At 66.7% G+C, this 23,235-nt stretch carries 24 protein-coding genes; 12 read left to right on the top strand and 12 right to left on the bottom strand.

Features of this window, described 5'->3' with window-relative positions:
* Window positions 1-75: 75 nt before the first annotated feature.
* Window positions 76-507 (bottom strand): hypothetical protein, encoded by a 432-nt coding sequence (locus ACXJJ8_RS12805; RefSeq protein ID WP_499030688.1) that lies wholly within the window; start codon window positions 505-507, stop codon window positions 76-78.
* Between the two features lie 35 nt (window positions 508-542).
* Window positions 543-1,715, bottom strand: a complete 1,173-nt coding sequence (locus tag ACXJJ8_RS12810; RefSeq protein ID WP_499030691.1) for a hypothetical protein — start codon at window positions 1,713-1,715, stop codon at window positions 543-545.
* Between the two features lie 142 nt (window positions 1,716-1,857).
* On the opposite strand from ACXJJ8_RS12810, the gene ACXJJ8_RS12815 reads away from it, so the two are divergent.
* Together ACXJJ8_RS12815 and ACXJJ8_RS12820 are read left to right on the top strand one after the other, a co-directional pair.
* Window positions 1,858-2,646, top strand: coding sequence for a hypothetical protein (locus ACXJJ8_RS12815; RefSeq protein ID WP_499030693.1), 789 nt, complete (start codon window positions 1,858-1,860; stop codon window positions 2,644-2,646).
* A gap of 131 nt (window positions 2,647-2,777) precedes the next feature.
* A complete protein-coding gene (locus ACXJJ8_RS12820) occupies window positions 2,778-3,332 on the top strand; it encodes a hypothetical protein (RefSeq protein ID WP_499030695.1) in 555 nt (184 codons plus the stop codon).
* A 26-nt stretch (window positions 3,333-3,358) separates the two neighbouring features.
* Here ACXJJ8_RS12820 and ACXJJ8_RS12825 read toward each other — a convergent pair whose 3' ends face one another.
* Together ACXJJ8_RS12825 and ACXJJ8_RS12830 are read right to left on the bottom strand one after the other, a co-directional pair.
* Complete coding sequence (locus ACXJJ8_RS12825) at window positions 3,359-3,895, bottom strand: DUF6630 family protein (RefSeq protein WP_499030697.1); 537 nt, start codon at window positions 3,893-3,895, stop codon at window positions 3,359-3,361.
* A 355-nt stretch (window positions 3,896-4,250) separates the two neighbouring features.
* Window positions 4,251-5,159: an HNH endonuclease gene (locus tag ACXJJ8_RS12830; protein ID WP_499030700.1), complete on the bottom strand. Its 909-nt coding sequence runs from the start codon at window positions 5,157-5,159 to the stop codon at window positions 4,251-4,253.
* A 338-nt stretch (window positions 5,160-5,497) separates the two neighbouring features.
* On the opposite strand from ACXJJ8_RS12830, the gene ACXJJ8_RS12835 reads away from it, so the two are divergent.
* Entirely contained in the window at window positions 5,498-5,698 is a 201-nt protein-coding gene (locus ACXJJ8_RS12835; RefSeq protein WP_499030702.1) for a hypothetical protein, read from the top strand.
* Window positions 5,699-5,761: 63 nt separating this feature from the next.
* On the opposite strand, the gene ACXJJ8_RS12840 is transcribed toward ACXJJ8_RS12835, so the two are convergent.
* From ACXJJ8_RS12840 to ACXJJ8_RS12850, 3 genes are read right to left on the bottom strand one after another with little or no spacing between them, the layout of a single operon-like run.
* Complete coding sequence (locus tag ACXJJ8_RS12840) at window positions 5,762-6,979, bottom strand: aminotransferase class V-fold PLP-dependent enzyme (protein ID WP_499030705.1); 1,218 nt, start codon at window positions 6,977-6,979, stop codon at window positions 5,762-5,764.
* A gap of 59 nt (window positions 6,980-7,038) precedes the next feature.
* Window positions 7,039-7,437, bottom strand: a complete 399-nt coding sequence (locus ACXJJ8_RS12845; protein ID WP_499030707.1) for a hypothetical protein — start codon at window positions 7,435-7,437, stop codon at window positions 7,039-7,041.
* Between the two features lie 29 nt (window positions 7,438-7,466).
* Complete coding sequence (locus ACXJJ8_RS12850; protein ID WP_499031102.1) at window positions 7,467-8,612, bottom strand: NADH:flavin oxidoreductase/NADH oxidase; 1,146 nt, start codon at window positions 8,610-8,612, stop codon at window positions 7,467-7,469.
* 176 nt (window positions 8,613-8,788) lie between these two features.
* Here ACXJJ8_RS12850 and ACXJJ8_RS12855 point away from each other — a divergent pair, with 176 nt between their 5' ends.
* From ACXJJ8_RS12855 to ltaE, 6 genes are all read left to right on the top strand, one after another.
* Window positions 8,789-9,829, top strand: coding sequence for a WD40 repeat domain-containing protein (locus ACXJJ8_RS12855; protein WP_499030709.1), 1,041 nt, complete (start codon window positions 8,789-8,791; stop codon window positions 9,827-9,829).
* Between the two features lie 96 nt (window positions 9,830-9,925).
* Window positions 9,926-11,128, top strand: coding sequence for a metallophosphoesterase (locus tag ACXJJ8_RS12860; protein ID WP_499030711.1), 1,203 nt, complete (start codon window positions 9,926-9,928; stop codon window positions 11,126-11,128).
* 88 nt (window positions 11,129-11,216) lie between these two features.
* Window positions 11,217-12,446, top strand: coding sequence for a lipopolysaccharide biosynthesis protein (locus ACXJJ8_RS12865; protein ID WP_499030713.1), 1,230 nt, complete (start codon window positions 11,217-11,219; stop codon window positions 12,444-12,446).
* Between the two features lie 90 nt (window positions 12,447-12,536).
* Window positions 12,537-12,809 (top strand): DUF4242 domain-containing protein, encoded by a 273-nt coding sequence (locus ACXJJ8_RS12870; protein WP_499030714.1) that lies wholly within the window; start codon window positions 12,537-12,539, stop codon window positions 12,807-12,809.
* 14 nt (window positions 12,810-12,823) lie between these two features.
* Window positions 12,824-13,408, top strand: a complete 585-nt coding sequence (locus ACXJJ8_RS12875; protein ID WP_499030717.1) for a hypothetical protein — start codon at window positions 12,824-12,826, stop codon at window positions 13,406-13,408.
* A gap of 14 nt (window positions 13,409-13,422) precedes the next feature.
* Entirely contained in the window at window positions 13,423-14,439 is a 1,017-nt protein-coding gene (gene ltaE / locus ACXJJ8_RS12880) for a low-specificity L-threonine aldolase (protein ID WP_499030719.1), read from the top strand.
* Between the two features lies 1 nt (window position 14,440).
* On the opposite strand, the gene ACXJJ8_RS12885 is transcribed toward ltaE, so the two are convergent.
* On the bottom strand, window positions 14,441-15,043 hold the full coding sequence (locus ACXJJ8_RS12885) for a DNA-3-methyladenine glycosylase (RefSeq protein WP_499030722.1): 603 nt from the start codon (window positions 15,041-15,043) through the stop codon (window positions 14,441-14,443).
* Window positions 15,044-15,162: 119 nt separating this feature from the next.
* Between ACXJJ8_RS12885 and ACXJJ8_RS12890 the strand changes: the two genes are divergently transcribed.
* The 3 genes from ACXJJ8_RS12890 to ACXJJ8_RS12900 are packed head-to-tail and all read left to right on the top strand — an operon-like array spanning window position 15,163 to window position 17,554.
* The gene (locus tag ACXJJ8_RS12890) at window positions 15,163-16,434 is read left to right on the top strand and encodes an aminopeptidase (protein WP_499030723.1); all 1,272 of its coding nucleotides are present in this window, start codon (window positions 15,163-15,165) and stop codon (window positions 16,432-16,434) included.
* Between the two features lie 48 nt (window positions 16,435-16,482).
* Window positions 16,483-17,187, top strand: a complete 705-nt coding sequence (locus ACXJJ8_RS12895) for a PIN domain-containing protein (protein WP_499030725.1) — start codon at window positions 16,483-16,485, stop codon at window positions 17,185-17,187.
* 40 nt (window positions 17,188-17,227) lie between these two features.
* Window positions 17,228-17,554 carry a PilZ domain-containing protein gene (locus ACXJJ8_RS12900; RefSeq protein ID WP_499030726.1) on the top strand — a complete coding sequence of 109 codons (327 nt, stop codon included), beginning with the start codon at window positions 17,228-17,230 and terminating at the stop codon, window positions 17,552-17,554.
* Here ACXJJ8_RS12900 and pdeM read toward each other — a convergent pair whose 3' ends face one another.
* From pdeM to ACXJJ8_RS12920, 4 genes are read right to left on the bottom strand one after another with little or no spacing between them, the layout of a single operon-like run.
* Window positions 17,555-18,193, bottom strand: coding sequence for a ligase-associated DNA damage response endonuclease PdeM (gene pdeM / locus ACXJJ8_RS12905; protein WP_499030728.1), 639 nt, complete (start codon window positions 18,191-18,193; stop codon window positions 17,555-17,557). It lies immediately after the preceding gene.
* Window positions 18,186-20,633, bottom strand: a complete 2,448-nt coding sequence (locus tag ACXJJ8_RS12910) for a ligase-associated DNA damage response DEXH box helicase (protein WP_499030731.1) — start codon at window positions 20,631-20,633, stop codon at window positions 18,186-18,188. Before ACXJJ8_RS12910 ends, pdeM begins: the two co-directional genes overlap by 8 nt.
* Window positions 20,630-22,234, bottom strand: coding sequence for an ATP-dependent DNA ligase (locus ACXJJ8_RS12915; protein ID WP_499030734.1), 1,605 nt, complete (start codon window positions 22,232-22,234; stop codon window positions 20,630-20,632). Before ACXJJ8_RS12915 ends, ACXJJ8_RS12910 begins: the two co-directional genes overlap by 4 nt.
* Window positions 22,234-23,235: a ligase-associated DNA damage response exonuclease gene (locus ACXJJ8_RS12920; RefSeq protein ID WP_499030736.1), complete on the bottom strand. Its 1,002-nt coding sequence runs from the start codon at window positions 23,233-23,235 to the stop codon at window positions 22,234-22,236. Before ACXJJ8_RS12920 ends, ACXJJ8_RS12915 begins: the two co-directional genes overlap by 1 nt.

A 23,235-nucleotide genomic window follows, 5' to 3' on the forward strand; every position in this document is an offset into this window, starting at 1 on the left:
TGGATCAAACGAAAGGCGGCCGCAAGGCCAGCGTTGAGCTACCAAAGAGGCCAGCCGAAAGGTTGGCCTCTTTTTTTACGCCCCCGCCGGCGCCTTGGTCATCGCCCGACACACGTAATAAAACGCCAACGCACTCAACGCACCGATCGGCGCAAACACCAACAAGATCTGCACCCAATCGCCCCACGTATCGCCCTGGTCGCCCCACGGCGCGCCGGGCAACGCGAGCAACGACACCGGCACCATCGCGACGACGGCGCCCACCGCCACCATCGTCCATGCGCGGAACTTCTGCTTCGCAACCAACCAGGCCACCGCCGGCAACCCCAGCAACGCCAGGTGCACCAGTGCGATGCCGAACGTCAGCGCGGCCACGTAGGCGAGCCACGTGGCCCAACCGTCTTCGTCGCGGAAGAACAGCATCAGCGAACACACGGCGAGTGTCGGAACTGCGGCGGCCGCGAGCGTCGCCAACGCGATCGCGAGTGCGCCAGGTTTGTGCTGCATGCGTTGCCCCTTGGTGGTGATGCGCCGGCGATGCGCTAGCGCGCCACCGACATCCTGCCATCGTCGCCGCGCTGGATCTTCCATCCCTCGTCCAGCTTCAGCGTCATTTTATCCGGCAGCGGCCACGGCACGTAGGCCGCGTTCCAGTCCTTGACGATGCGCAGCGGCGCGCCTTCCACCTGGATCGTGCCCCAGTCGCTGGTCAGCGTGATCTTGTCGTAGACCTGCGAGCCGTCGGGCATCGGCGTGACGCGGTTGGGGTCGAAGTCGAGCTGGATCTTCGCGAGCGGAAGGTGCAGGCCGCCGGCTTCGGACGTGCGTTGCGTGGCATCGTCGATGATCTGTTTGCGACGCGCGGCGCGCCCGGCTTCCTCGCGTGCGATGGCCTCGCCACCGTACGCGGCCGGCATGGGTTTGCGCGAGGTTTTCAGCGGGATCAGGTCCGGCAGGTCGGCCTCGGGCGTCTTCGCGATCGTGGTCTTCCAGTTCGGCGCGTACGCGTCGAGCAACAGGCCCCACGCCGGACCACTCACGTAAGCGAAGCTGCGCGCGAACGACGGCCGGTCGTTACCGTGTTGCAGGCTGTCGATGGCGAGCGCCTTCGGATCGCCCGACAACACCGTCCCCGTGTATTCGGCCAGGCCTTCGTGCCGCATCTGCGCGCGTTCGTCGTTGCGCGCGGTGGCGTCGGACAGCCGCTGCTGCCGGAAGGCGAGGGCCTGCGCGACGTGCCGCTTGCGTTCGGAACCGCTCGTGGCGAGCGCGCGCTCGAGGGATTTCCATTCCAGGCGCATCGACACACGCGCCTGCTCCGATTCGAGATGCGAGGCGACCGCCATGTTGTCGGGCAAACCGAGCGCAGCCTGCTGCACGTGGAACGACTCGTGATACACGAGGCGACGCAACGCGGCGTCACCATCGGGCAAGGGCGCGAGCAACATCACCCACTTGCGGCCGCCCCATTCGACGGACGTGTTGGCGCGCGTGGAAGGCAAGGGGGCGGACGAAGGGGTGATGCTCGTCCAGATGATCGTGCCGTCCTGCGCGACCAGCACGACCGGGGCGCAGAGCGAGACGTTCCAGACGGTGCGGCCCGCGGTATCGCAATGCGCGATGTAGTCGTCGAGGGCAGGGGGCGCGGTCGTCTCCACCGCGAGCGAAACGGCCGGCACGAGCGCCAGCAGGGAGAGCCACTTCGAGATCGCCATGGGGGCATTCCGGTGGGCGGATGCCGGGATTGTGCTGTGAATGCCGCAGCGCGCAACGGGTTGAACGAAAAAGGGCGCCTTTCCGGCGCCGCAAAGGCAGGGCGATACACTCGACCTCCCCCGTCGACACGTGCCCCACCACATGCCGCGTCTCCGTTTGCTCCAGGCCATCGCCACCGTCGCGATCGCCTGCGCCGCGTTTCCCACCTTCGCGGCCGACGCCACCCCATCCCTGCGCGACTCCGGCGACGCCGCACAGCTCTTCGCCTATCGCCCGAAGGACGGCATGGAGACCCAGTTTGACGCCGGCTACAAACGCCACCTCGAATGGCATCGCACGCACGACGATCCGCTCGCCTGGTACGGCTGGTACGTGACGCACGGCCCGCGCATGGGCATGTTCATCGACGGCACCTTCGGTGCACCGTTCGCGGCGTTCGACAACCGCGTCGCGCCCGCCGAGGACGGCAAGGACGCCGATCGCACCTTCCTGCCTTACGGGCAGGCCGACGCGCGCACCGTGTTCCGCGTGCGCCGCGACCTGAGCAACGGCACGCCGCTCGAGCAGTGGCAGCCCGCGCGCATGCTGCAGGTCTACACGTACAAGGTGCGCCTGGGCCGCAGCGAGCGCTTCGAGAAGATCGTCAAGCGCATGCGCGCGACGCTCGACGCCGCGAAACCCCGATCGTCGTTCACCTGGTACGAAGGCATCGGCGGCACGCCGTCGCCCGGTTACATGCTGATGGTCTCGCGCGACGGCTGGGCAAGTTTCGACGAAGGCCGCGGGGGATTGGAAGGCGTGCTCGCATCGGTGGAAGACCCGACGGTGCGCCAGCAGTTGCTAGAAGGGTATGCCGCGTCCGTGGACGAAGTGCAGTCGGAAATCTGGAGCTATCGCAGCGACTTGAGTCTGATTCCACCCACGCCCTGATCCCGACCAGGTTTCCGGGCAGTCTCCACCCGTCGGACCAAGCGCCCGAACATTGCACCGCAACACGTTTCCCGCCGGCCAGCCCGCTATGCTCCGCACAGGGGCGGATAACCGGTTTCGGAGACAGGGGCATGCGGCGTCGTCGCAAGAAAAACAGTGGATTGCGTTGGACGATCGCGCTCATCGTCGTGGGCGTGCTGGGGTATGTCGGCCTGCAGTACTGGAAAGGCCACCTTCCGATCAAACCGCCAGCGCAGCACGCTGCGCCCACCGCGGCCACCGTCGTGCAACCCGTGCCATTGCCACCGCCGACGCCCGCCACCGTTGCCAGGGCAGCCACGCCGACTGCGACCTTCATGGACGAAGCCGAAGCCCGCGACGCCGCTGCCCGCGCCGCGCGCGAGCAAACCCTCCAGGTCCAGCAGCGGCTCCGCCAGGACAACCGCGAGCGGACCCAGGCCGCGGACAAACCTGCGCAGGACGAACGCTGCGTCAACGGCCAGCGCATGAAGCGCGTGGCCAACGGATGGGTGCAGGCCGGCGGCGATTGCCCGGGCGCGGTGGCTGCGCCGGAGCTGGCGCCGCAGGAGCCGCAACAGCAGGCACAGCCGCAGCCGCAGCAAGAACAACAGCAGCAGCAAGACACGTCCGAGGAATCGAAAAGGACCGCTTCCGACGAAGGTTGACCGCTGGAGATTGTCGGACTACAGGATCAGATGACTGCGCGAACGTGGAACCCCAGCGCACCGGCCACGGCCGGCACCGCTTCGTCGTCCGACCGCGCCGCGATCCACCCCGCGACATGCTCGCTGCCGGATTCCCACGACCACAGCGAGTAACCGCGCTCCCGCAACTGCACCGCCGCCCGCGAGAGCAGCGAACCGACATCCGCATCGGCGAGCGCGTCGTCGGCCTCGTCGTCCAGGTCCCAATCCACCCGCACCCCGACCCGCGCCGCGAGCTCGTCGATCACCTCGACCACCCCGGCCGCATCGTCCTCGGCGAGGAAGAACCCCGCCTTCCAGTCGATCGCATCGCGGATGGCGTCGATGGGCTCCGCGCCTGAGCCGAGGGCCTCGCGGATCTCGGAAAACTGCAGCTGGGCCGAATCCTCGTCCCCCGGATTGATCAGGAGGAGGAGCTGCCAGGCGACGGTCTCGAGCGCGGCGTCCTCGTCGAGTTCGGACGACGGGGAGAAGGACGCGGAGAAGTTGTCGTCGGGGTCGAAGTTGTCGAAGTCGGGGAGCATGGGGGGAAGGGTACGCCTGGGGCGGGGGATTAGCCCCTCTGCCCCGGGAGAGGGGTTGGGGCAGAGGGTCGGGGACGGGATCGACGCACGGATGACCTTCAATGGCGAACATGAAATTGCGGCGGGATTTCATAGCTTCTGGAGCGAAACCCTTCCGCTCCTAACACCTGCATGCGTGACCGTATTTAATCGCTCCTACGGCGAGTATTTACACGGATTTCGTCCGGTTGATCGCGAGCTGGATCTGCGAAGTTTTCTGCATATATCGCTGGTGGGAAGGCTGCTGCGCAGGTTTACCGTGAGATTGAAGACTTCTTGCTGTATCGCGAATTTGCCCCTGAACACCGGTTCTAGCTTAGCGATCGACGAAAGTCTTAACAGGCGGCGCATGCCTTTGTTCAAAAATGTAGTCTCGGTGAAACTCAAGAAATGCGCACTGCTTCGATACGAACGGTTGGCCGCATTTTTTCCCACTTCGAATGTTGAATCCCAATCTCTTGCCGATGTCGCCTGGGAGATGGCGGGAACAAAGCAACCGCCCGTCGTTGGCAAATGAGATCCAGCCTTGGTCAAAGAGATGGTCGGCGCTAGGCGTAAGGAGGAGGCCATTGCAGCCATCAACCCGCTCTCCAGCCGTCGCCTTCGACCAGGGCTTGATGTGGCTTGCGCGGACGAAGCGGAGGTCGCGGACTCCTGTTAGGCGGCATTCGCGCTCAAATCCCAACAACCGGCGTCGAAATAGCTGCTGCTTAGTACGAACCTCGACGATGCGCTGAGAGGACGTGCTTCCCGGCACGACAAGCTCGGAGGGGTCCTCTGCAGAATCGAACAACGGATCTTCATTGAGAGGCTTGAGCCGAAAGACTAATGCATCGCGTAGCAATCCCTTCGTGTCCAGAACGTTTGGTAACACGTAGTGATCAACGGCTGCGAATTCGCCCTCGTAGCGATACGGTCGGCCTTTGCCGAGCATGCGGAATAGCAGCAATCGCTTTCCTTCCACTGAGTGACGAAGGATGGCGCTGTTGCCGCCTTTCATCCGCATGTTGCCTTTCTGTCCCTCTCCGACATAGTGGAAGAGACCATCTAATTCGTCCCATCGATCCGCGTACCCGTGGGCTTTTCCGGAATCGCCGGTAAAGATAAAGACATAAGGTGCACTTGTCGGCGTTGAAATGCCGCCTTGCCGCTGGCCGCCAAAAATTTCGTGTATTTGCGCAACTCGGTTGTAGAGAGCACCAAGCTCAAATGGAATGTCGGACACGCAAGCCCCTTCGCCGCGCCCTTGCGCGCGACTGATGCGCCGATCCCTGGCTGTCCCTGCATTTTCCCTACCGCTATTGAAGTAGGGTCCCCTGCGCCTGTTTCACCCACCCAATCGACGCCATGACGCCAGACTACTAGCAACATCTGCCTTTAGCCGCAAAGGCCACCTTTAGTCTCTGCGCCACCATTCTTCACTGCGTATCGAGTCGCTTCTACTTGGCACCCCAGTTGGCCTGAACCAGTCAGACACCCTCACCCTTCCCAGCCTCATCCTTGACGCCACCCCGCGCACCTTTCCTCCTGAGCAACAAGGATCGGGAGGACCCCCTCATGCCCATGATCCGCAACATCGATGCGCATCTGTTCCAAGCCGTTCTCAAGGTCGCGCGGGAGGAATGCGCACATGGCACCTGGGATGAGTTGTCGCCGGTGCTGCAGAAAAGCTGGGACGCGCTGCGAGAAGAAGGATCACCGTCCTGGGCGATGGTGGAGCAGGAGGTCCGGGCGACGTGCCGGGAGTCGGGTTACGTGCATTGAGGGAGGGGGTTTCGTCGCTCCGACGGGCCCTCTGCCCAACCCCTCTCCAGGAGGGAGAGGGGCTTAAGCGGGGAACATCGTCTGCAAGGCATCTAGGAACGCATCGATCTCCCCTTCGCCATTCAATACATGCGGCGACACCCGTATCCCATTGAACCACCGCTTCTCCACCTTCTTCACGATGATCCGGTGCTTCTCCAGCATCGTTTCCAGCACCCGTTGGCTATCGATCGCATCGGGCAACACGAACGCCACCATCGCCGCCGCCAACGGTCCAGGCGGCGGCCCGACCACGCGCACCTGCGCAATCTCCTGCAATCCGGCGTAAGCCTTGTTCCGCAGCGCCGCGTTATGGCGTTCGATCGCGTCGATGCCGATCTCCTGCACGCGCTGTATCGCCGCCCCCAATCCGATCACCAGCGGTTGCGGCCCAACCCCCGCCGACTCCGCGCCATACCGATGCGCGTCCTGCCATTGAATCGGCCGAATGGCGTCGCTCGCGTCGCGCGACACGTACAACATCCCCGTCCCCTTGGGGCCCATCAGCCATTTGTGCCCACTGGTCGCATACGCGTCGCAGCCGAGGGCTTTGACGTCGACGGGGATCTGGCCAACGGCTTGCGCGCCATCGACGACGCACAACACGCCGCGCGCACGGGCCATCTTCGCGATCGCGGCAACCGGCATGCGCAGTCCGGTCGTCGAGATCACATGGCTGACGCTGATCACGCGCGTCCGTGGCGTCATCGCGGCCTCGATGCGTTGCGCAATCGCGTCGACGTCGTGTTCTTCGGGCGCGATGGCAACGCGATCGATCGCGGCCCCGTGCCGTTGCGCGGCGTACTCCCAGCACAGGCTGCCGCCGTGGTGTTCCTGGTCGGTCGTCAGGATGCGGTCGCCTTGCTTCCACGCGATGCCCTGCGCGACGGTGTTCATGCCTTCGGTCGTGCAGCGGGTGATCAGGAGTTCGTCGGCATCGCAGTTGAGGAACGCGGCGGCCTGCGCGCGCACGGTTTCGCATGCTTGCAGCAAGGTGGGTGGGCCGTCTTTGCCGTAGGCCATGCGCACGGGGCTGGATTCGAGTTCGCGCCAGGCGGCGAGGGTGCGGTCGAGCACCGCGTTCGATGTCGCGCCGAGCGAGGCGGTATTGAGGTGGATCACGCCGGGCGCCAATGCGTAGGTCGTTGCGGGATCGGCACTGGAGACTGCGGACCCGGCGCCCAGCAACGAGGCGGCGCCGAACCCGGCGATGAAGTGGCGACGCGTGAGTTCGGGGGCCATTCGCTGCGCTTCCTCGGCGGGCTGTCCGCTACAACGCGGTGCCCTGCCGGGGGCGGTCGTTACTGGCCCAACAACTCCCGCCACGACGGCACCGGCATGAACGGCATGTACTCCTTCCACCCCAGCAGGAAGGAGAACAACACGTGGATCACCGGGGACGAGAGGAAGGCCAGGCCCAGGTACCACGCGAGTTCACTGCCGCCCAGTCGAAACACGATCGGCGGCAGCAGCAGCGTCGCCATTGCAGGCACGGTGTAGTAGATCCACCACGGCAGGCCGATGTTGTGGCCGTATTTCGCGAACACCATGCCGCCGATCACGACGACGGCTGCCACCGCAAACACGGTGGCTCCCCGCGGGCGTTCGCTGCGATGACGTGTAACGAATCGCAGGATGGCGACGAACGCCACCAGCGACACCAGTACGAAGATCCAGAACCGCAACGACTCCGATTGCATCGGTCTTCCCCCGAGAACGATGCGTGAGTTTATCGGTCCGCCTTCCATCGCGCCGGTGGGTCGAACGTGCCGTGCGGGAACACGCCGCGATCCTGTCGTGGTTCGCTACGCAGGTATTGTTTCGGCGGGCGCACCGTCGCACCCAGTTTCGCCGCCGCATGCCACGGCCAGCGCGGGTCGTAGAGGATCGCGCGGGCGAGGGCAACGATATCGGCATCGCCATTGGTGACGATCGCCTCCGCATGCTCGGGCTCGGTGATCAGGCCGACGGCCACGACGGGGATGTCTACCGCTTGCTTCACCGCACGCGCCAGCGGCACCTGGTAGCCAGGTTCGAGTTTGATGTGTTGTTCGGGCGAGATACCGCCGCTGCTCACGTGGATCGCATCGCAGCCGCGTGCTTCGAGCGCCTTCGCAAATGCGATGGTCTGCGCGACATCCCATCCGCCCTCCACCCAATCGGTGCCCGACACGCGCACGGTCACCGTGCGATCGCTCGGAAACGCGGCGCGCACGGCGTCGAACACCTCCAGCGGGAAACGCATGCGGTTTTCGAGGCTGCCGCCATATTCGTCGTCGCGTTGGTTGCTCAACGGTGACAGGAATTGATGCAAGAGATAGCCGTGCGCGCCGTGGATCTGCACGGCGTCGATCCCCAGGCGCGCGGAACGCTTCGCAGCGGTTGCAAAGGCGTCGCGGATCCGCCGCATCTCGGCGGCATCGAGTGCCGCCGGCGCTTGATCCTTCGGATAGTGCGGCACCGCGCTCGGCGCGACGGTGTGCCATCCATGCGTGTCGTCGGCGGGAAGCTGGTGCCCACCCGCCCACGGGGTTTCGCAACTCGCCTTGCGTCCTGCATGCGCGAGCTGGATCGCGATGGGCATGTCCGACCAGGCGCGCACGCGATGCAGCACGTCGCGCAGCGCGATTTCGGTGGCGTCGTCGAACAGGCCGAGGTCGGCCCAGGTGATGCGGCCTTCCGGCAATACGGCGGTCGCTTCGATCGTCAGCAGGCCCGCGCCCGACAGCGCCAGGTGCCCCAGGTGGATCGCATGCCAGTCGTTCGCGCGTCCGTCGCCGTCGCACGAGTATTGGCACATCGGCGCGATCACGATGCGGTTGTCGAGCGCGAGATTGCGCACGCGCAGGGGTTCGAACAGCTTCGGCTTCGCCATCTTGTCGTCCTTGGAATCGCGGCCCACATGTTCGCGCGTCAAGCGGGGGCGCGGCGTTCCATCCTCGCATTCACCGTGTTCCGCGTGCGTCGCCGAAGCGGCGGCTGAGTTGGGGCGTCGAACCGGAGGGGCGCGCGCAGGCATCCACCTCTGCCGAGCGTCGCGGAGGACCCAGCATGAACACGTCACGCAAATTCGCCTTCGGGCTGCTCGTCCTGTCGCTCGCCATCGGCGCCAGCGTGCGTGCGCAGTCCGCACCCCAGATCGTCTGGTCGGCGCCCACGCCGAGCGGTCTCGCGAACTCCATCATCGGCGTGGCGTGGTCGCCAGGCACCGGTGCGCGCGTCGCTGTCGGCTCGACGGATCGTTGGGTGCGTGCGCGTGCGGCCTCCAATGGCGCGCTCGTGTTTTCGGTGCTGCAGCCGCATCGCTCGGGCACGGCCGATCAGGTCGTTTACTCCAATGACGGCGCGCAGCTCGCCGTCCACAACAGCAGTCGCGGCGGGGCGTATCGCATTCACCGTGCCTCCGATGGGCTGTTCCTCGGTTCGCTGGTCATCACGATCCAGCCGAACGGGGTCGTGACCTTCACGCCCGACGCGCAACTCACCGCATCGACCGGCGACACCACCGCCGCGCGCTGGCGCATCGCCAGTTTCGCCGTCGTGCAACTCGTCGGCAGCGGCTACAACAAGATCTCCACCAACTGGGTGTTCTCGCCGGATGGCCTGCTGCAGGCCTCCGCCTCGCAAGGCACGATCACGCTCCAGCGCCGCAGCGACGGGGCCATCACGCGGTTGTTGACCGCCGGCAATCTGCGCAGCACGACGCCGATGCAATTCGCGCCGAACAGCGCATCGCTCGCGGCCTGGGCCTCCGCGCCGAATGAAACCACGCTGTTCCGCGTCAGCGATGGCGCGGTGCTCCGCCGCTTCCCGAATGCGCAGTCCAACGAAGGCGTCGCCGCGGTGCGCTTCTCACCTGACGGCGCGCGATTGATCACCACCGGCTACCGTCCATTCGAAACGCCGCAAGGCTGGGATCAGCGCGGCACGATCCGTTTCTGGCGCGTGTCCGACGGCGCGCTGCGGCAGACGTTCGAAGCGGGCACCGGTCTGGCCGTGACCTCGGCCGTTGCGTTCTCGCCGGGCTTCACGCGTTTCGCGTACGGCACGTATGCAGGAACGGCCGTGGTCGCGAACGTGCCGGCGCCGTGATCGCAGCGTTGCGCATTCATCTCGCGCGCCTGTCCTGTGATGCGCCGTCGCATCCGTTGATCCGTGTACACGCAATGCACACGGAGGAAGGCGGGGATGAAACTCGGGGCATGGGGGGCGCTCGTTGTCGCGCTGTTCCTGGCGGCGCTGGACGCGAACGGTGCGGACACGGTGGTGGTCACCGCGGCGGGCGACATCTGCAGCGCGACGGCGCCGTCGAACTGCGGCCGCACCGCCGATCTCGTCGTTGCCATCGATCCCGTCGTGGCACTCACGCTGGGCGACAACGCGTACAACAACGGCTCGCTCGTCGATTACAACACGCGTTACGCGCCCAACTGGGGCCGCTTCAAGGCGATCACCCAGCCGGTGCCCGGCAACCACGAGTACACGACGACCACGGCCTCCGGTTACTACGACTACTTCAACGGCGTCGGCAACCAGACCGGCCCCGCGGGCGACCGCAGCAAGGGCTACTACAGCTTCGACGTCGGCGATTGGCATTTCATCGCCTTGAACAGCAAGACCGGCAACACGGTGTCTGCCGCGCAACTGGCGTGGCTCGACGCGGACCTGCGCGCGAACACGAAACCGTGCACCGCCGCCTACTGGCACCACGTGTTCATCAGCCGCGGAAACTACAGCGGCTACCCGGCGATGAAGGCGTTCTTCGATCGCCTGTATGCATCGCGCGTGGACCTCGCGCTCGTCGGACACGACCACAATTACCAACGGTGGTCGCCGATGGATGGCAACCAGGTGCAGCAAACCGATGGCGTGCGCCAACTCGTCGTCGGCACGGGCGGCGGTTCGATGTATCCGGTCAACGGCACCTCGCCGATGCTCGAACGCAAGCAGAGCAGCACGTACGGGATTCTCAAGTTGACCTTGTCCGCATCGGATTGGCTCGCCGAATTCGTGCCCATCGCGGGCAAGACCTTCACCGACAGCGTCGCCGGCACCTGCCATCGGGCGAGCGGCACCATCGGCGATTTCCTGCTGCAGGCCTCGCCATCGATCGCAGTCACGCGCGGCAGCACGGGCGGCAAGATCATCACGCTCGGAAGCTATGGCGCCTTCGATGCGCCGGTCGACTTGTCGATCACGGGGTTGCCCGCCGGTGTGACGGCCACGTGGTCGATCGACCCGCTCACGCCCCCGGCCGACGGCAACGGCACCTCGCGCGTGGCGCTGCGCGTCTCCAGTTCACAAGCTGCGGTGGGCACCTATCCACTCGTCGTTCGCGGCGAATCCAACGGCGTTGTGCGCCAGGTGGGCTTCAACCTGATCGTGAAATAAACGACGGCGCTCGCGTTCGCGCGCGTTGCACATCGCATCGGGGACGTTCGACGGGACGCCGGACGAACTGGCCAAAGGATCTGGCTCGATGAATGCACCGTTGCTCCAGTTGCGCGCGTGGCAATGGACGCGCACCTGTGTCCACGCGGCGACCCTGTTGCTGCTTGCGCTCGCACTCAACCCCGAAGACTACGGACGCTACGTCACCGCCGTGGCGATCGCAGCGTGCCTTGCGCCGCTGCTGGTGAGCGGGCCCGCGGTCGTCTACCACAACAGCCATCGCGCGTTCGGCAGTACGCGCGAACAGATCGCCACCTTGTGGACGCGCACGCTCATCGTCATCGGGTTGCCGTGTGCGTTGGTGGTGATGGGCGCGATGGTGCTGATCGCGAACGACGGGCGCGGTTGGGGACTGTGGTTCGCGGTGGGCCTGGCCGAGATCGTGATGATGGGGTTCGCCGAAATGCGCGCGAGCTTCGAACATGGCCAGGGCCGGGAATCGCACCGGTTGTTCTGGCAGGCCGCGCCCCATGCGCTGCGCCTGTTGGCGGTGCTCGCGGTGCTCGCCTGGGGTGTCGTTCTCACGCTGGATGCGTGGGTCGCGACCGCGTTGGGGATCTCGACGCTGGTCGCTTGCGGTGCGTACGTCGTTCCGCGCAAGGACGCGCCTCGCTCCTGGGATGCGGTGCGGCGCCTGGTGCGCGTCGGCTTCCGTTACGGCGAGGGCGGCATGGCCGACCGCATCTTCGCCCACGGCGACAAGCCCATCGTGATGCGGATCATCGACCCGGCCACGGCCGGGATGCTCTTCCTCGCGCAGCGTGTCGTCGAATTGGTGAGCTTCCCGCTGCAGGCGTCGATCGCGAGCGCACTGCCCGGGTTGTTGCATGCCGCGCCGGGCAAGCGCCGGGCCTTCTGGCGACGCGCCCTGTGGTGGCCCGCGGCGTACGCGGTGTTGGCGGGGGCGGCCCTGTTCGGGCTGTCGCCGTTGTTGCGGGCGTTCCTGCCGCAGTTCGAACTCGCGGCCGACGTGCTCGCGTGGTTGTGCTGGCTGCCGTTGCTCGACTTCGCACGTGGCATGCTCGGCAACGCCGCGATCCTCGCCGGGCGCGGCGACGCGTTCACGCATGGCCTGTGGTTGGGCGCGGCCTTGCGCGTGGTCGCGGCGGTCGTCCTCGTGTCGCCCTTCGGTTGGCAAGGCGCGGTGGCGGGGCTGGTGATCGCCGAGGTGGCCACGCTCCTCTACCTGCTCGCTTCGGCCGGGCGCGCCGCCGTCCTTGCGCGGCGGAGATCGCAAGGCGTCATCGCGGGGTCGTGAGGGAATTCGAACGGCAGGCGAACGGCCGTGGCCACAGCGCGGCCTGTCCAATACCCCCGGCGCGTTGTTTAGTCACGGAGGTAATTCCCAATGCCCAAGTTCGTGATCGAACGTGAAGTCCCCGGTGCATCGAACCTGACCGAGCAGGAACTGCAGAGCCTGGCGCGTCGCTCTGTCGGCGTCCTGCGCCAGCTCGGCCCCGAAATCCAGTGGGTGCAAAGCTACGTCACCGGCGACGCCCTGTATTGCGTGTATGTCGCGCCCGACGAGGAGATGGTGCGCGAGCACGGCCGCCTCGGCAGTTTCCCGGTGACGCGCGTCACCCAGGTCGCGACCATCATCGATCCGACCACCGCGGAATAACGCGCGGAGCCGTCATGTTCAGCGAGATGGCGTGGTCGTTCATCGTGCAGACGTTGAGCGGCGTGCTCGCCGTGTTCGTCGGTATCTGGCTGGCGCTGATCTTCGAGCGCCGGCGCAAGCACGAGGACACCGTCGAGCGCGATGCCCTGCAGCTCGCCGAATACGAACGCGTGATCGACTCGATCCTCGGCTCGGTGGTGAAAAACACGGCGGAGGCCAAGCGCATCCTGCGCCTGGTCGGCAGCACGCATTGCCCGCGGCTGCTGCACGCCGACCTGGAAACCGCCGTGTGGTACGCAAGCCACGGGCACTTCACCTCGCTGTGCCGCAACGTCGACCAGCGCGTGATCCTCAGCCAGTTCTTCGACGACGTGCGGCGCCTCTCGGCCTTCGTGGATTTCCGCAGCGACCTGCAGGCGCAGATGACCACGCAGGGCCGCCGCGCAGACGACGCCGAGGTCTTCGAACTGGCGAAGGAAGTCGACAAACACCTGGCGGCGCTGGCCGAAGACTTGCGCTTCACCGGCGTCATGGTGATCACCGACCACGGCAAGCCGGTGCACAAACGGCTGATGGGGCTGGCGCACGAAACCGTCTGAAGTAAGCTGCGCCGATGAACCCCATCGACCTGCGCTCCGACACCGTCACCGCCCCCACCACCGCCATGCGCGAAGCGATGCTCCGCGCGCCCGTCGGCGACGACGTGTATGGCGAAGATCCGACCGTCAACGCACTGCAGGAACGCCTTGCGCACGACCTCGGTTTCGAAGCGGGGATGTTCGCGCCAAGCGGAACGCAGGCCAACCTGCTCGCGTTGCTCGCGCATTGCCAGCGCGGCGATGAATACATCGTCGGCATGGATGCGCACACCTACAAGTTCGAAGGCGGCGGCGCGGCGGTGTTCGGTTCGATCCAGCCGCAGCCCATCGTGCAGGAGGAGGACGGCACGTTGCCGCTGACGGCAGTCGAGAGCGCCATCAAGCCGGTCGATCCGCATTTCGCGCGTTCCAAGATCCTGTGCCTCGAAAACACGTGGAATGGCCGTGTGCTGCCGCGTGCGTACCTCGCGCAAGCGCGCGCGCTGTGCGACCGCCGCGGATTGAAGCTGCATCTGGACGGTGCGCGTTTGTACAACGCCGCCGTTGCCGACGGCGTGGCGCCGCGGGAGATCGCGAAGCACTTCGACAGCGTGTCCGTGTGCTTGTCGAAAGGCCTCGGGGCGCCGGTCGGCTCGGTGCTCGTCGGTTCACGCGCGTTGATCGACGATGCGAAGCGCTGGCGCAAGGTCGCCGGTGGTGGCTGGCGCCAGGCGGGATTGCTGGCTGCGGCGTGCCTGCACGCGCTCGACCATCATGTCGAACGCCTGGCCGACGATCACCGCCGCGCAAAAACCCTCGCTGATGGCCTGCAAGGCTTGAAGCACGTCACCGTCGCCGCCCAGCACACCAACATGGTGTTCATCGACGTGCCGAAGGACAAACTCGACGCCTTCCGCAAACACATGGACAACGCCGGCATCCGCATGTCGATCGGCTACATGCCGCGCATCCGCATGGTCACGCACCTGGACGTCGACGATGACGGCATCGCGCGCGCGATCGCGGCGTTCCAGGCCTTCGATCGCGACTGAGTCAGGCCTGCACCTGCTTCACGCGCGCCGGGCTCACATGCAGGTTGTGCGGCACCACGAACCGCCACAGATGTTCCTGTCCGGCGCTGATACCGATGCGCGGCGTCGCGATGGGGTGCAAGGGCGGCGCGGTGCCGTCGTCGAGGATGCGCGGGCCATCGCCCTTCACCAGGTCCGCGCCGTTCTGCACGCCGGTGATGCCGAGTGCCTGCGTGAGGCGCGCCGGTCCGCTGCATAACAAACGTTCGGAAACGCCGCCGCGCGCATCGTGCATGAGATCCAGGCCCGCGATCGGTTCCAGCGCACGGATGAGCACGCCGGCGCCGGGTGTCTGATCCCACGCGACCGCATTTGCGCACCAGTGCATGCCGTAGGTGAAGTAGACATACATGTGGCCGGGCTCGCCGAACATCGTGGCGTTACGCGGCGTGCGCCCGCGGAAGGTGTGCGCGGCCGGGTCGATGCCCGCCAGATACGCCTCGACCTCGACGATGCGGCCTGCGCGGCCGTCGGGCATCGCGAGGATCTTGTTGAGCAAGTCGCGCGCCACGTGGAGGGTGTCGCGGCGGTAGAACGCGCGGGGCAAACGTTTGCGGCGAGCCATGCAGCCAGTCTAGGGAACCGTGCGTCGGCGCGCGTTCACCGCGACGACCGGCGGTGTCCGACCGGCCGCGGCGCATGCGTTGGCCCAATCGCCCGCCCCGGGTGATGAGGGTCCCCGCCATGACACGCCATCTGACCACGACCGCCCTGGCGGCCGCCCTCGCGACCACGTTGATCGCCGGTTGCCAGAAGCACGAGACGCCCACGTCGACGACGCCTTCGTCCTCGACCGCCACTGCGCCCGCGCCGGCCACGACCACCGCCGCCGCGACGAAACCCGCGCCCACCGATTTCGACAAACTCGCCGACCGCCTCGTCGCCAACGCGGCCGTGAAGGAAGGCGAAGTGGTGTTCATCACCGGCCGCGCGACGGATGCCGAATTGCTGGAAGACATCGCGATCGCCGCGCGCAAGGTCGGCGCCTTCCCGATGATCGATTACAGCAGCGATCGCCTGGCCAGGCGCATGTTCTTCGACGTGCCGGAGAAGTGGGATTCGCAGCAGGACAAGTTGTCGGCGGACCTGGCCGACGTGGTCGACGTGATCATCACGCTGGGCAACGGCGCAACGGAAAATCTGTTCGAAGGCGCCGACCCCAAGCGCATGGCCGCGCGCGGCAAGGCGAACGAAGGCATGGGTGCGCTCTACCAGCGCAAGGGCGTGCGCACGCTGGAAGTCGGCAACTCGCTGTATCCGACGCCATGGCGCGCCGAACGCTACGGTGTCACCGAAGACGAACTGTCGAAGCTGTTCTGGGGCGGCGTGAACCTGGACTACGCCGACCTCGTCAAACGCGGCGCGCAGGTGAAGGGCATCCTCGCCGGCGGCAGCGAAATCCACATCACCCATCCCAACGGCACCGACCTCACGGTGAACGTCAAGGGACGTCCCGTCGGCGTGAGCGACGGCGTGATTTCCGCCGAAGACATGCAGGCCGGTGGCGCGGCGAATGCGGTGTACCTGCCTGCGGGCGAGGTCTACACCACGCCCGTCGCGGGCACTGCCAACGGCAAGCTCGTCAACACGCGCGCCTTCTATCGCGGGCAGCAGATCGACAACCTCACGCTGACCTTCAAGGACGGCAAGGTGACGGGCATGACCGGCACGGGCCCGGGCTTCGCCGGCATGAAGGCCGAATACGACGCCGTCGACGATACGCACAAGGACGACTTCAGCTTCGTCGACTTCGGCATCAACCCGAACATCAAGTTCCCCGCGAACGCGACCGTCGGCAACTGGGTGCCCGCGGGCACGATCACCGTGGGCACCGGCAACAACACGTGGGCCGGCGGCGACAACACCGTGTCCTACGGCCAGACCGTCTCGCTGCCGGGCAGCACGGTGACGCTGGACGGCAAACCGATCATCGAAGGCGGCGCGTTGAAGATCTGAGAACGCGCATTGGCCTAGACTTCCGCGGTCACCGCCGCGGAAGTCGCAATGGCCAACCAATACCTCCTCGTCGATTTCGAGAACGTGCAGCCCGACAACCTCGGCGCACTGAAGCCGGGCGAGTGGCGCATCCTGGTCTTCCTCGGGCAGCACCAGACGCGGCTGGAACTCGGGCTCGTGCAGGCGGTGCAGGCCTTCGGGCCGAATGCGCAATACATCCCGATCGTCGGCAACGGCAAGGACGCGCTCGATTTCCACATCGCGTTCTACATGGGGAAGTTGGCGGCCGAGCAGCCGGGTGCGAGTTTCGTCATCGTCTCCAGGGACACCGGTTTCGATCCGTTGGTGAAGCACCTCGACAAGCTCGGCATCGCGTGCAAGCGCGTGGCGACGATCCCGGGCGCATTGGTCAAGCTGCCTGCGACGAAGCCTGCACCCGTGGCGAAAGCGGCGAAGGCCGTTGCGAAAACGCCGGCCAAGCCACCCGCCAGGCAGCCTGCGAAGCAAGCCGCAAGACAACCGGCGAAGAAGGCCGCCGCGAAGAAGTCCGCGACGCCGCCACGCCTGCAGGAAGTGGTCGATCGCCTGAAAGGCATGAAACATGCCGTGCCGCGGACGGTGAAGACGCTGCGTTCCTGGCTGTCGGCCTTCAACCCACCGTTCGAAGAAGCGCAGATCGATACGATGTTGCAGGCGCTCCAGGCGCAAGGCGTGCTGCTGGTCGAAGGACGAAAACTGGTCTACCCCGCCTGAGCGTCGGCTTCACGCAGCCCGCGCTAGATTCGCCGGCGCCATGAGCGACGAACAACACGACGACCGCCGCCGCTATCCGCGCCAGCAGATGGTGCGCGCCATCCTCGTGCGGCCGAACGGGCACAAGCTCGATTCGCACCTGCTGGATCTGTCGTTGGGCGGCGCGCGCGTCACGCTGCCGCAGCACTGGTCGCCGCAAAACGGCGCGACGCTGCGGCTGTATTTCGAGAATGGCGACGCCGAGGAATCGATCACGTTGCGCGGTCATGTCACGCGCGTGGGGCTGGATGATCTCGGTGTCGAATTCGAGCCATCGCAGGAGAGCGACATCCGCGATCTGTTTGCGTCGCTCGGCCCTCGCCAGTAACTAAGCCAGCCGTAACAGCGCGTCGTGCACGCAGGCGACGAGACCGTCGCGCGCGTGCAACTCCGGCGTCCGCCCGCCGGTGAACGCCGAGAAAGCCGGAAGCACGCAAGTGCGCGCTTGCAACCAGAACGCAGGCCACCGGCCGGGAAGGCCTTCGACGCGGACCGTCGGGTGCAAGTGGCCGCACAGCACGTGCGCTGGAGCGCGCGCATCGGGTGCGTGGCGCAGCGAGAACGGGCCATCGTCGATCGCATCGCCGAGCAGGTCGATGTCGAGATTCGCACGCACGAGTGCGCGATCGTGGTTGCCGGCGAGCACGCCGATGCGCAAGTGCGGATGCGCCGCGCGGAAGGCCTCCCAACCCGCGCGCCATTGCGGCGACTCGATGCCGCCATGCAGGAAGTCCCCGAGGACCCATGCGGTGTCGGCCCCCGTGGCCTGCGCAAGCGCGGCGATGCGCGACAGATCCAGGCGCGTGCCGCCGCTGGGCAACGCGATGCCGAAGCGCCGAAAGATGTCGGCCTTCCCGAGGTGCAGGTCGGCGAGCAACAGACGATTGCGCGCGGGCCAGTAGAGGGCACGATCGGCGAGCAAGCGCAACGGTTCGCCTGCGATGACGACATCCATCGCATCAGCCATGGCGGCGTTCCAGTTGCGCTGCGACGCGTTCGACGCGCGCGCGCCAGTCTTCCGTACTCAGGTGGCCGCGTTGGCTTTCCGCCCACAAGGGAAACGAGAGCGGCGTCAGCGACTTGGGGCGATGCAGCGCGATGGGGCGGCGCGCGCAATCATCCAGCGTATGCGCGAGCCGCACGACGTCCAGCTGCTGCGCGAAGACTTCGCGCTGCGCCTGCGTCAACAACAGGTGCCCGGGGTCGTGGCGTGCGAGCACGTCGTAGAGCAAACCGCTGGAGGCCTGCAGTTGGCGCATCGAGCGCGGTGTTCGACCGGGCAGGGACGGCGGCAGCAATCCTGCGACGCGCGCGATCTCGCGAAACTGGCGACGCGCCAGTTCCGTGAGGTTGAAGCTGTCGGTCAGATCGTCGAGCAGGGCGTCGGGGCGCAGCAGTTCGGCGATCAGCGACGACTCGACATCGACCTCCGCCTGCGCCGACAGCACCAGGCCGTAGTCGTTCGCCGCGAACGAAAACGAGTTGGGCACGCGCCGTCCCCAGCGCAAGGCCAGCAGCGCAGCCAGCCCTTCATGCACGGCGCGGCCGGCGAAGGGGTAGACGAACAGATGGCGCCCGTCGCGCGTCTTCACCCACTCGCACAACAGATGATCCGGGCCTGGCAACGCGGACAAGGCGTGCTGCAGCATCAGCAGCGGCTGCAACGCGCGGACTTCGGGAGAATCGGTCTCGCCGGAAACCACGCCCGCGAGCACGCGTTCGACTTCGCGCCCCAATTCGCCCGACAACGGCATGCGGCCACCCTGCCACTTGGGCACCATGCCGTCGTTGCGCTTGGCCAGCCGCACTTGCGCCGTCATCTCGTGCAGGCGAATCAACTCGAGCGTGCGGCCGGCGAACTGGAAACGATCGCCCGGCCGCAACCGCGAGATGAAACTTTCCTCCACCGAACCGAGCGCACCGCCGCGCAGGAACTTCACCGCCACGCTGCCGTCGCTGGTGATCGTGCCGATCGACAGGCGATGCCGGTACGCGACCCTGCGATCCTCGACGACGTAACGGCCGTCCTCGTCGACCACGACGCGCCGGTAGTCGGGGTAATGCGACAGCGCCGACCCGCCTTGCACGATGAAGTCCAGCACCGCCAGCCACGTCGCGTGATCGAGTTCGGAGAATGCGTGCGTGCCGCGCACCTCGTCGAACAAGGCCTCGGCACCGAATCCGCCGCCGAGCGCCAGCGTCACGCAATGCTGCGCGAGCACGTCGAGCGACAGGCGCGGTGGCATGCGTGGTTCGACGCGTCCATGGGCCAGCGCTTGGCGCGCCGCGGCGTATTCCAGCATTTCGAGTGCATGCGTCGGCACGCAGACCACATGCGCCGGCTCGCCGGGGCGATGTCGCGCGCGGCCCGCGCGCTGTAGCAGGCGCGCCATGCCCTTCGGGCTGCCGAGTTGGAACACCTGGTCGACCGCGGGGAAATCGACGCCGAGGTCCAGGCTCGATGTCGCGACCACGCAACGCACCGTACCGTCGCGCAAGCCGATTTCGGCGGCCTGGCGCAGTTTCGCGTCGATCGATCCGTGATGCAGGAGCAGCGTGCCTTGGTCTTCGGGCCACACGGCGGACAAGGCGCGATGCCAGAGCTCGGCCTGCGAGCGCGTGTTGGTGAACAGCAGGCTCGTGCCGGTCGTCAGCAATCGCTCGACCACGCGGGAGAGTTGCACGAGGCCGAGATGACCGGCCCACGGGAACCGTTCGCCGGCTTCGGGCAGCAAGGTGTCGAGTGTGAGCGTGCGCGGCGGCAGGCCCGAGACGAGTGCGGCATCGGGCGCGTGCGGCAACAACACGTCGCGGGCTTCCTGCAGATTTCCCAGGGTCGCGGACAACCCCCAGATGCGCAGTGCGGGCGCCAAGGCCCTCACGCGCGCCAAGGCCAGTTGCAGCAGCACGCCACGTTTGTTGCCGAGCAGTTCGTGCCATTCGTCGACGACGATGGTGCGCAGTTCCGACAGCTGCGCCGCCGTGTCCGGATACGAGAGCAGCAGTGACAGCGATTCGGGCGTGGTCACCAGTGCATCGAGCTGCCCCGCGCGCGCGAGGCGTCGATCGCGCGCGCTCGCGTCGCCGGTGCGCAAGCCGATGCGCCAATCCAGGCCGAGCGCATCCACCGGCTCGCGCAAGGCGCGCAGCGTGTCGGTCGCCAGTGCGCGCAGGGGCGTGATCCACAGTAAGCGCAGGGGCCGCGTCGCATTCTTCTTGCGCGGTGTCGCCGGCGCGTCGGCGAGTGCGTCTAGCAGCGGTCCACCGAAGGCCGCGAGCGTTTTTCCACTGCCGGTGGGCGTGTGCAGCAGGCCGGATTCGCCGGCCTTCCAGCGCTTCCACATCTCGCGCTGGAACGGCAGCGGCGTCCATCCCTGCGATGCGAACCACGCGTTCAACGCCTTCATCGCGCCAGCGCCTGCAAGGTGTCGAGACGATCGGCTTCCGCCGCCGGCTTGTCGCGTCGCCAGCGCAGGATGCGCGGGAAGCGCACGGCGATGCCGGATTTGTGGCGCGTCGAACGATTCACCGCCTCAAACCCCAGCTCGAACACATGCAACGGCGTCACCGAACGTACGGGGCCGAAGCGTTCGATCGTGTTCGCCCGGATCCAGCGATCGAGTTGGAGGATCTCCTTGTCATCCAGTCCCGAGTAGGCCTTGGCGACGGGAACGAGCGCCTCGCCGTCCCACAGGCCGAACGTGTAGTCGGTGTAGAGCGCACTGCGCCGGCCGTGGCCCGATTGCGCGTACAACAGCACCGCGTCGATGGTCAGCGGGTCGATCTTCCACTTCCACCAATCGCCGCGACGCCGGCCCACCTGGTAAGGCGACGCGCGACGCTTGACCATCAGGCCTTCGACGCCGCGCTCGCGGGCTCCGATGCGCCAGGCGGCGGCCGCATCCCAATCCGGCGCGATCACTTCGGGCGAGATCACCACGCGCGGATCGGCGTGTGCTGCAAGCAGCTCGGCCAGGGCGGCGCGTCGCGCCTGCAACGGTATCGCGCGCAGGTCCACGCCATCGCGTTCCAGCAGGTCGTACGCGAGGACCCGAGCAGGCGTGTCCGCGAGGATCTTGGCGCCGGGCTTGCGACGCTGGATGCGCGTCTGCAGGGCGGTGAAGGGAAGCGGCGCATCGCCTTCGCGCCAACCGAGCAATTCGCCGTCGATGACGGCGTCGCCCGGGAGCGCGGCGAGTGCGTGTTCGATCTCGGGGAATCGGCCGTCCAGGCGTTCCTCGCCGCGCGACCACAACGCGACGTCGCTGCCGCGGCGGATCAACTGCACGCGGATGCCATCCCACTTCCATTCAAGCAGCCAATCGGTGATCGGGCCGAGCGATTCGGGCGCGGCCTCCAACGGCGATGCGAGGAAGAAGGGATAGGGTTGCGCCCGATCGCCGGGCAACTCGCCCTCGGTCAGCAGGTCGCGCAGGAAGGCGCGCGAGGGCGACCACGCACCGAGCATGCGTTGCGCGATGCGTGCGATGTCGATGCCGCTCATTTCGGCGAGCGCCTGCTGTACGAGGCGCTGCGAGACGCCCACCCGTAATGCGCCGGTGAGCAGCTTGTTGAACGCCAGGCGCTCGTCGTAGGCAAGTGCGCGCCACGCGCCGACGATCACGTCGTGTCGCGTGGCGGCATCGGTCCCGGCCACGCCGAGCAGGCGTTGCTCGATCCACACATGCAGCGGCGTGTCGTCGCGAGCGCCCGGCGGCGGATCGTCCAACAGCAGCGTCAGTGTCTCGGCGAGATCGCCCACGTGGTGATAGCTCTCCTCGACCAACCACGCCGGGTCGCCGCTCGCTTCGGCGATCCAATCGCGCAACTCGTTGGTGCCGGCGATCTTCGCGCGCGCGCCGCCGATCTTCCCGCCCGACAGCAGCCACAGCGCCCACGCGGCGTCTTCGGGCGGTGCTTCGCGGAAATAGTCGATGAGGGCGGCGCGCTTGTCGGACGTCGCCGTGCTGCGATCCAGGCGGCGATACAGGGCGGCGAAACGGCGCATCAGTCGTCGCCGCCGAATTGCGTCGAGAAGGTTTCGGTCGCAATGCCGTGTTCGTTCAGGGCGCGCACCAGGGCATCGGTGTTGCCGTGCGTTGCGATGACGCGACGCGCGCCGGTTTCGCGGATCGTGCGCAGCAGGTCGGGCCAGTCCGCATGATCGGACACCACGAACCCGCGATCATGGTTGCGCCGCCGCCGGTTGCCGCGAATGCGCATCCACCCCGAGGCGAACCCCGTCTGCGCGTGGCGGAAGCGCCGCATCCACGCGCTGCCCGCGGCGGACGGCGGTGCGAGCACGAGTTCGCCCGCGAAATCCGCACCGCGTTGTTCATCGCTGACCAGGCGCGTTTCGAGCAAGGGCACGCCGCATTCGCGATACACCTGCACGCCCGCGGCGATCGCGCCATGCAGCCAGGCAGGCCGCTCGGTATGCGCCATCAATTCGGCGAGGATGCGTTGCGCCTTGCCGAGCGCGTAGCAGAACAACACCGCCGAGGCGCCGCGCGACGCGCACTCTTCGCGCCATTCGACGATCTCGCGCGCGACCTCCGATGTCCCGGGCCAGCGATACACCGGCAAACCGAAGGTCGCCTCGGTGATGAACACATCGCATGGCACGACTTCGAACGGCGCGCACGTGGGATCGGGCTGTCGCTTGTAATCGCCCGAAGCGACCCAGGTTTCGCCATCGACTTCGATCCGCACCTGCGCCGACCCCAGCACATGCCCCGCGGGATGGAAGGACACGCGGGCATCGCCCAGCATGAAGGACTCGCCGTACTCGTAGGCGGCGATGCGTTCTTCCAGGCCCAGGCGCCAGCGCAGGATCGGCAGTCCCGCGCGCGTGGCGTGATATTCGCCCATGCTGCCGCGTGCGTGGTCGCCATGGCCATGCGTGATCACCGCGCGCGGAACGGGGCGCCACGGATCGATGTGGAATCCGCCCGCGGGGCAATACAGCCCCTCGGGGCGCAGGACGATCAGATCGCGCGGTGCCGGCAT

It is taken from the genome of Lysobacter sp. P5_C4 (assembly GCF_054049695.1).

Coding starts and splice junctions, on each gene's coding strand:
- ACXJJ8_RS12805 (WP_499030688.1), bottom strand. CDS start 507: ATGCAGCACAAACCTGGCGCACTCGCGATCGCGTTGGCGACGCTCGCG.
- ACXJJ8_RS12810 (WP_499030691.1), bottom strand. CDS start 1,715: ATGGCGATCTCGAAGTGGCTCTCCCTGCTGGCGCTCGTGCCGGCCGTT.
- ACXJJ8_RS12815 (WP_499030693.1), top strand. CDS start 1,858: ATGCCGCGTCTCCGTTTGCTCCAGGCCATCGCCACCGTCGCGATCGCC.
- ACXJJ8_RS12820 (WP_499030695.1), top strand. CDS start 2,778: ATGCGGCGTCGTCGCAAGAAAAACAGTGGATTGCGTTGGACGATCGCG.
- ACXJJ8_RS12825 (WP_499030697.1), bottom strand. CDS start 3,895: ATGCTCCCCGACTTCGACAACTTCGACCCCGACGACAACTTCTCCGCG.
- ACXJJ8_RS12835 (WP_499030702.1), top strand. CDS start 5,498: ATGATCCGCAACATCGATGCGCATCTGTTCCAAGCCGTTCTCAAGGTC.
- ACXJJ8_RS12840 (WP_499030705.1), bottom strand. CDS start 6,979: ATGGCCCCCGAACTCACGCGTCGCCACTTCATCGCCGGGTTCGGCGCC.
- ACXJJ8_RS12845 (WP_499030707.1), bottom strand. CDS start 7,437: ATGCAATCGGAGTCGTTGCGGTTCTGGATCTTCGTACTGGTGTCGCTG.
- ACXJJ8_RS12850 (WP_499031102.1), bottom strand. CDS start 8,612: ATGGCGAAGCCGAAGCTGTTCGAACCCCTGCGCGTGCGCAATCTCGCG.
- ACXJJ8_RS12855 (WP_499030709.1), top strand. CDS start 8,789: ATGAACACGTCACGCAAATTCGCCTTCGGGCTGCTCGTCCTGTCGCTC.
- ACXJJ8_RS12860 (WP_499030711.1), top strand. CDS start 9,926: ATGAAACTCGGGGCATGGGGGGCGCTCGTTGTCGCGCTGTTCCTGGCG.
- ACXJJ8_RS12865 (WP_499030713.1), top strand. CDS start 11,217: ATGAATGCACCGTTGCTCCAGTTGCGCGCGTGGCAATGGACGCGCACC.
- ACXJJ8_RS12870 (WP_499030714.1), top strand. CDS start 12,537: ATGCCCAAGTTCGTGATCGAACGTGAAGTCCCCGGTGCATCGAACCTG.
- ACXJJ8_RS12875 (WP_499030717.1), top strand. CDS start 12,824: ATGTTCAGCGAGATGGCGTGGTCGTTCATCGTGCAGACGTTGAGCGGC.
- ltaE (WP_499030719.1), top strand. CDS start 13,423: ATGAACCCCATCGACCTGCGCTCCGACACCGTCACCGCCCCCACCACC.
- ACXJJ8_RS12885 (WP_499030722.1), bottom strand. CDS start 15,043: ATGGCTCGCCGCAAACGTTTGCCCCGCGCGTTCTACCGCCGCGACACC.
- ACXJJ8_RS12890 (WP_499030723.1), top strand. CDS start 15,163: ATGACACGCCATCTGACCACGACCGCCCTGGCGGCCGCCCTCGCGACC.
- ACXJJ8_RS12895 (WP_499030725.1), top strand. CDS start 16,483: ATGGCCAACCAATACCTCCTCGTCGATTTCGAGAACGTGCAGCCCGAC.
- ACXJJ8_RS12900 (WP_499030726.1), top strand. CDS start 17,228: ATGAGCGACGAACAACACGACGACCGCCGCCGCTATCCGCGCCAGCAG.
- pdeM (WP_499030728.1), bottom strand. CDS start 18,193: ATGGCTGATGCGATGGATGTCGTCATCGCAGGCGAACCGTTGCGCTTG.
- ACXJJ8_RS12910 (WP_499030731.1), bottom strand. CDS start 20,633: ATGAAGGCGTTGAACGCGTGGTTCGCATCGCAGGGATGGACGCCGCTG.
- ACXJJ8_RS12915 (WP_499030734.1), bottom strand. CDS start 22,234: ATGCGCCGTTTCGCCGCCCTGTATCGCCGCCTGGATCGCAGCACGGCG.
- ACXJJ8_RS12920 (WP_499030736.1), bottom strand. CDS start 23,235: ATGCCGGCACCGCGCGATCTGATCGTCCTGCGCCCCGAGGGGCTGTAT.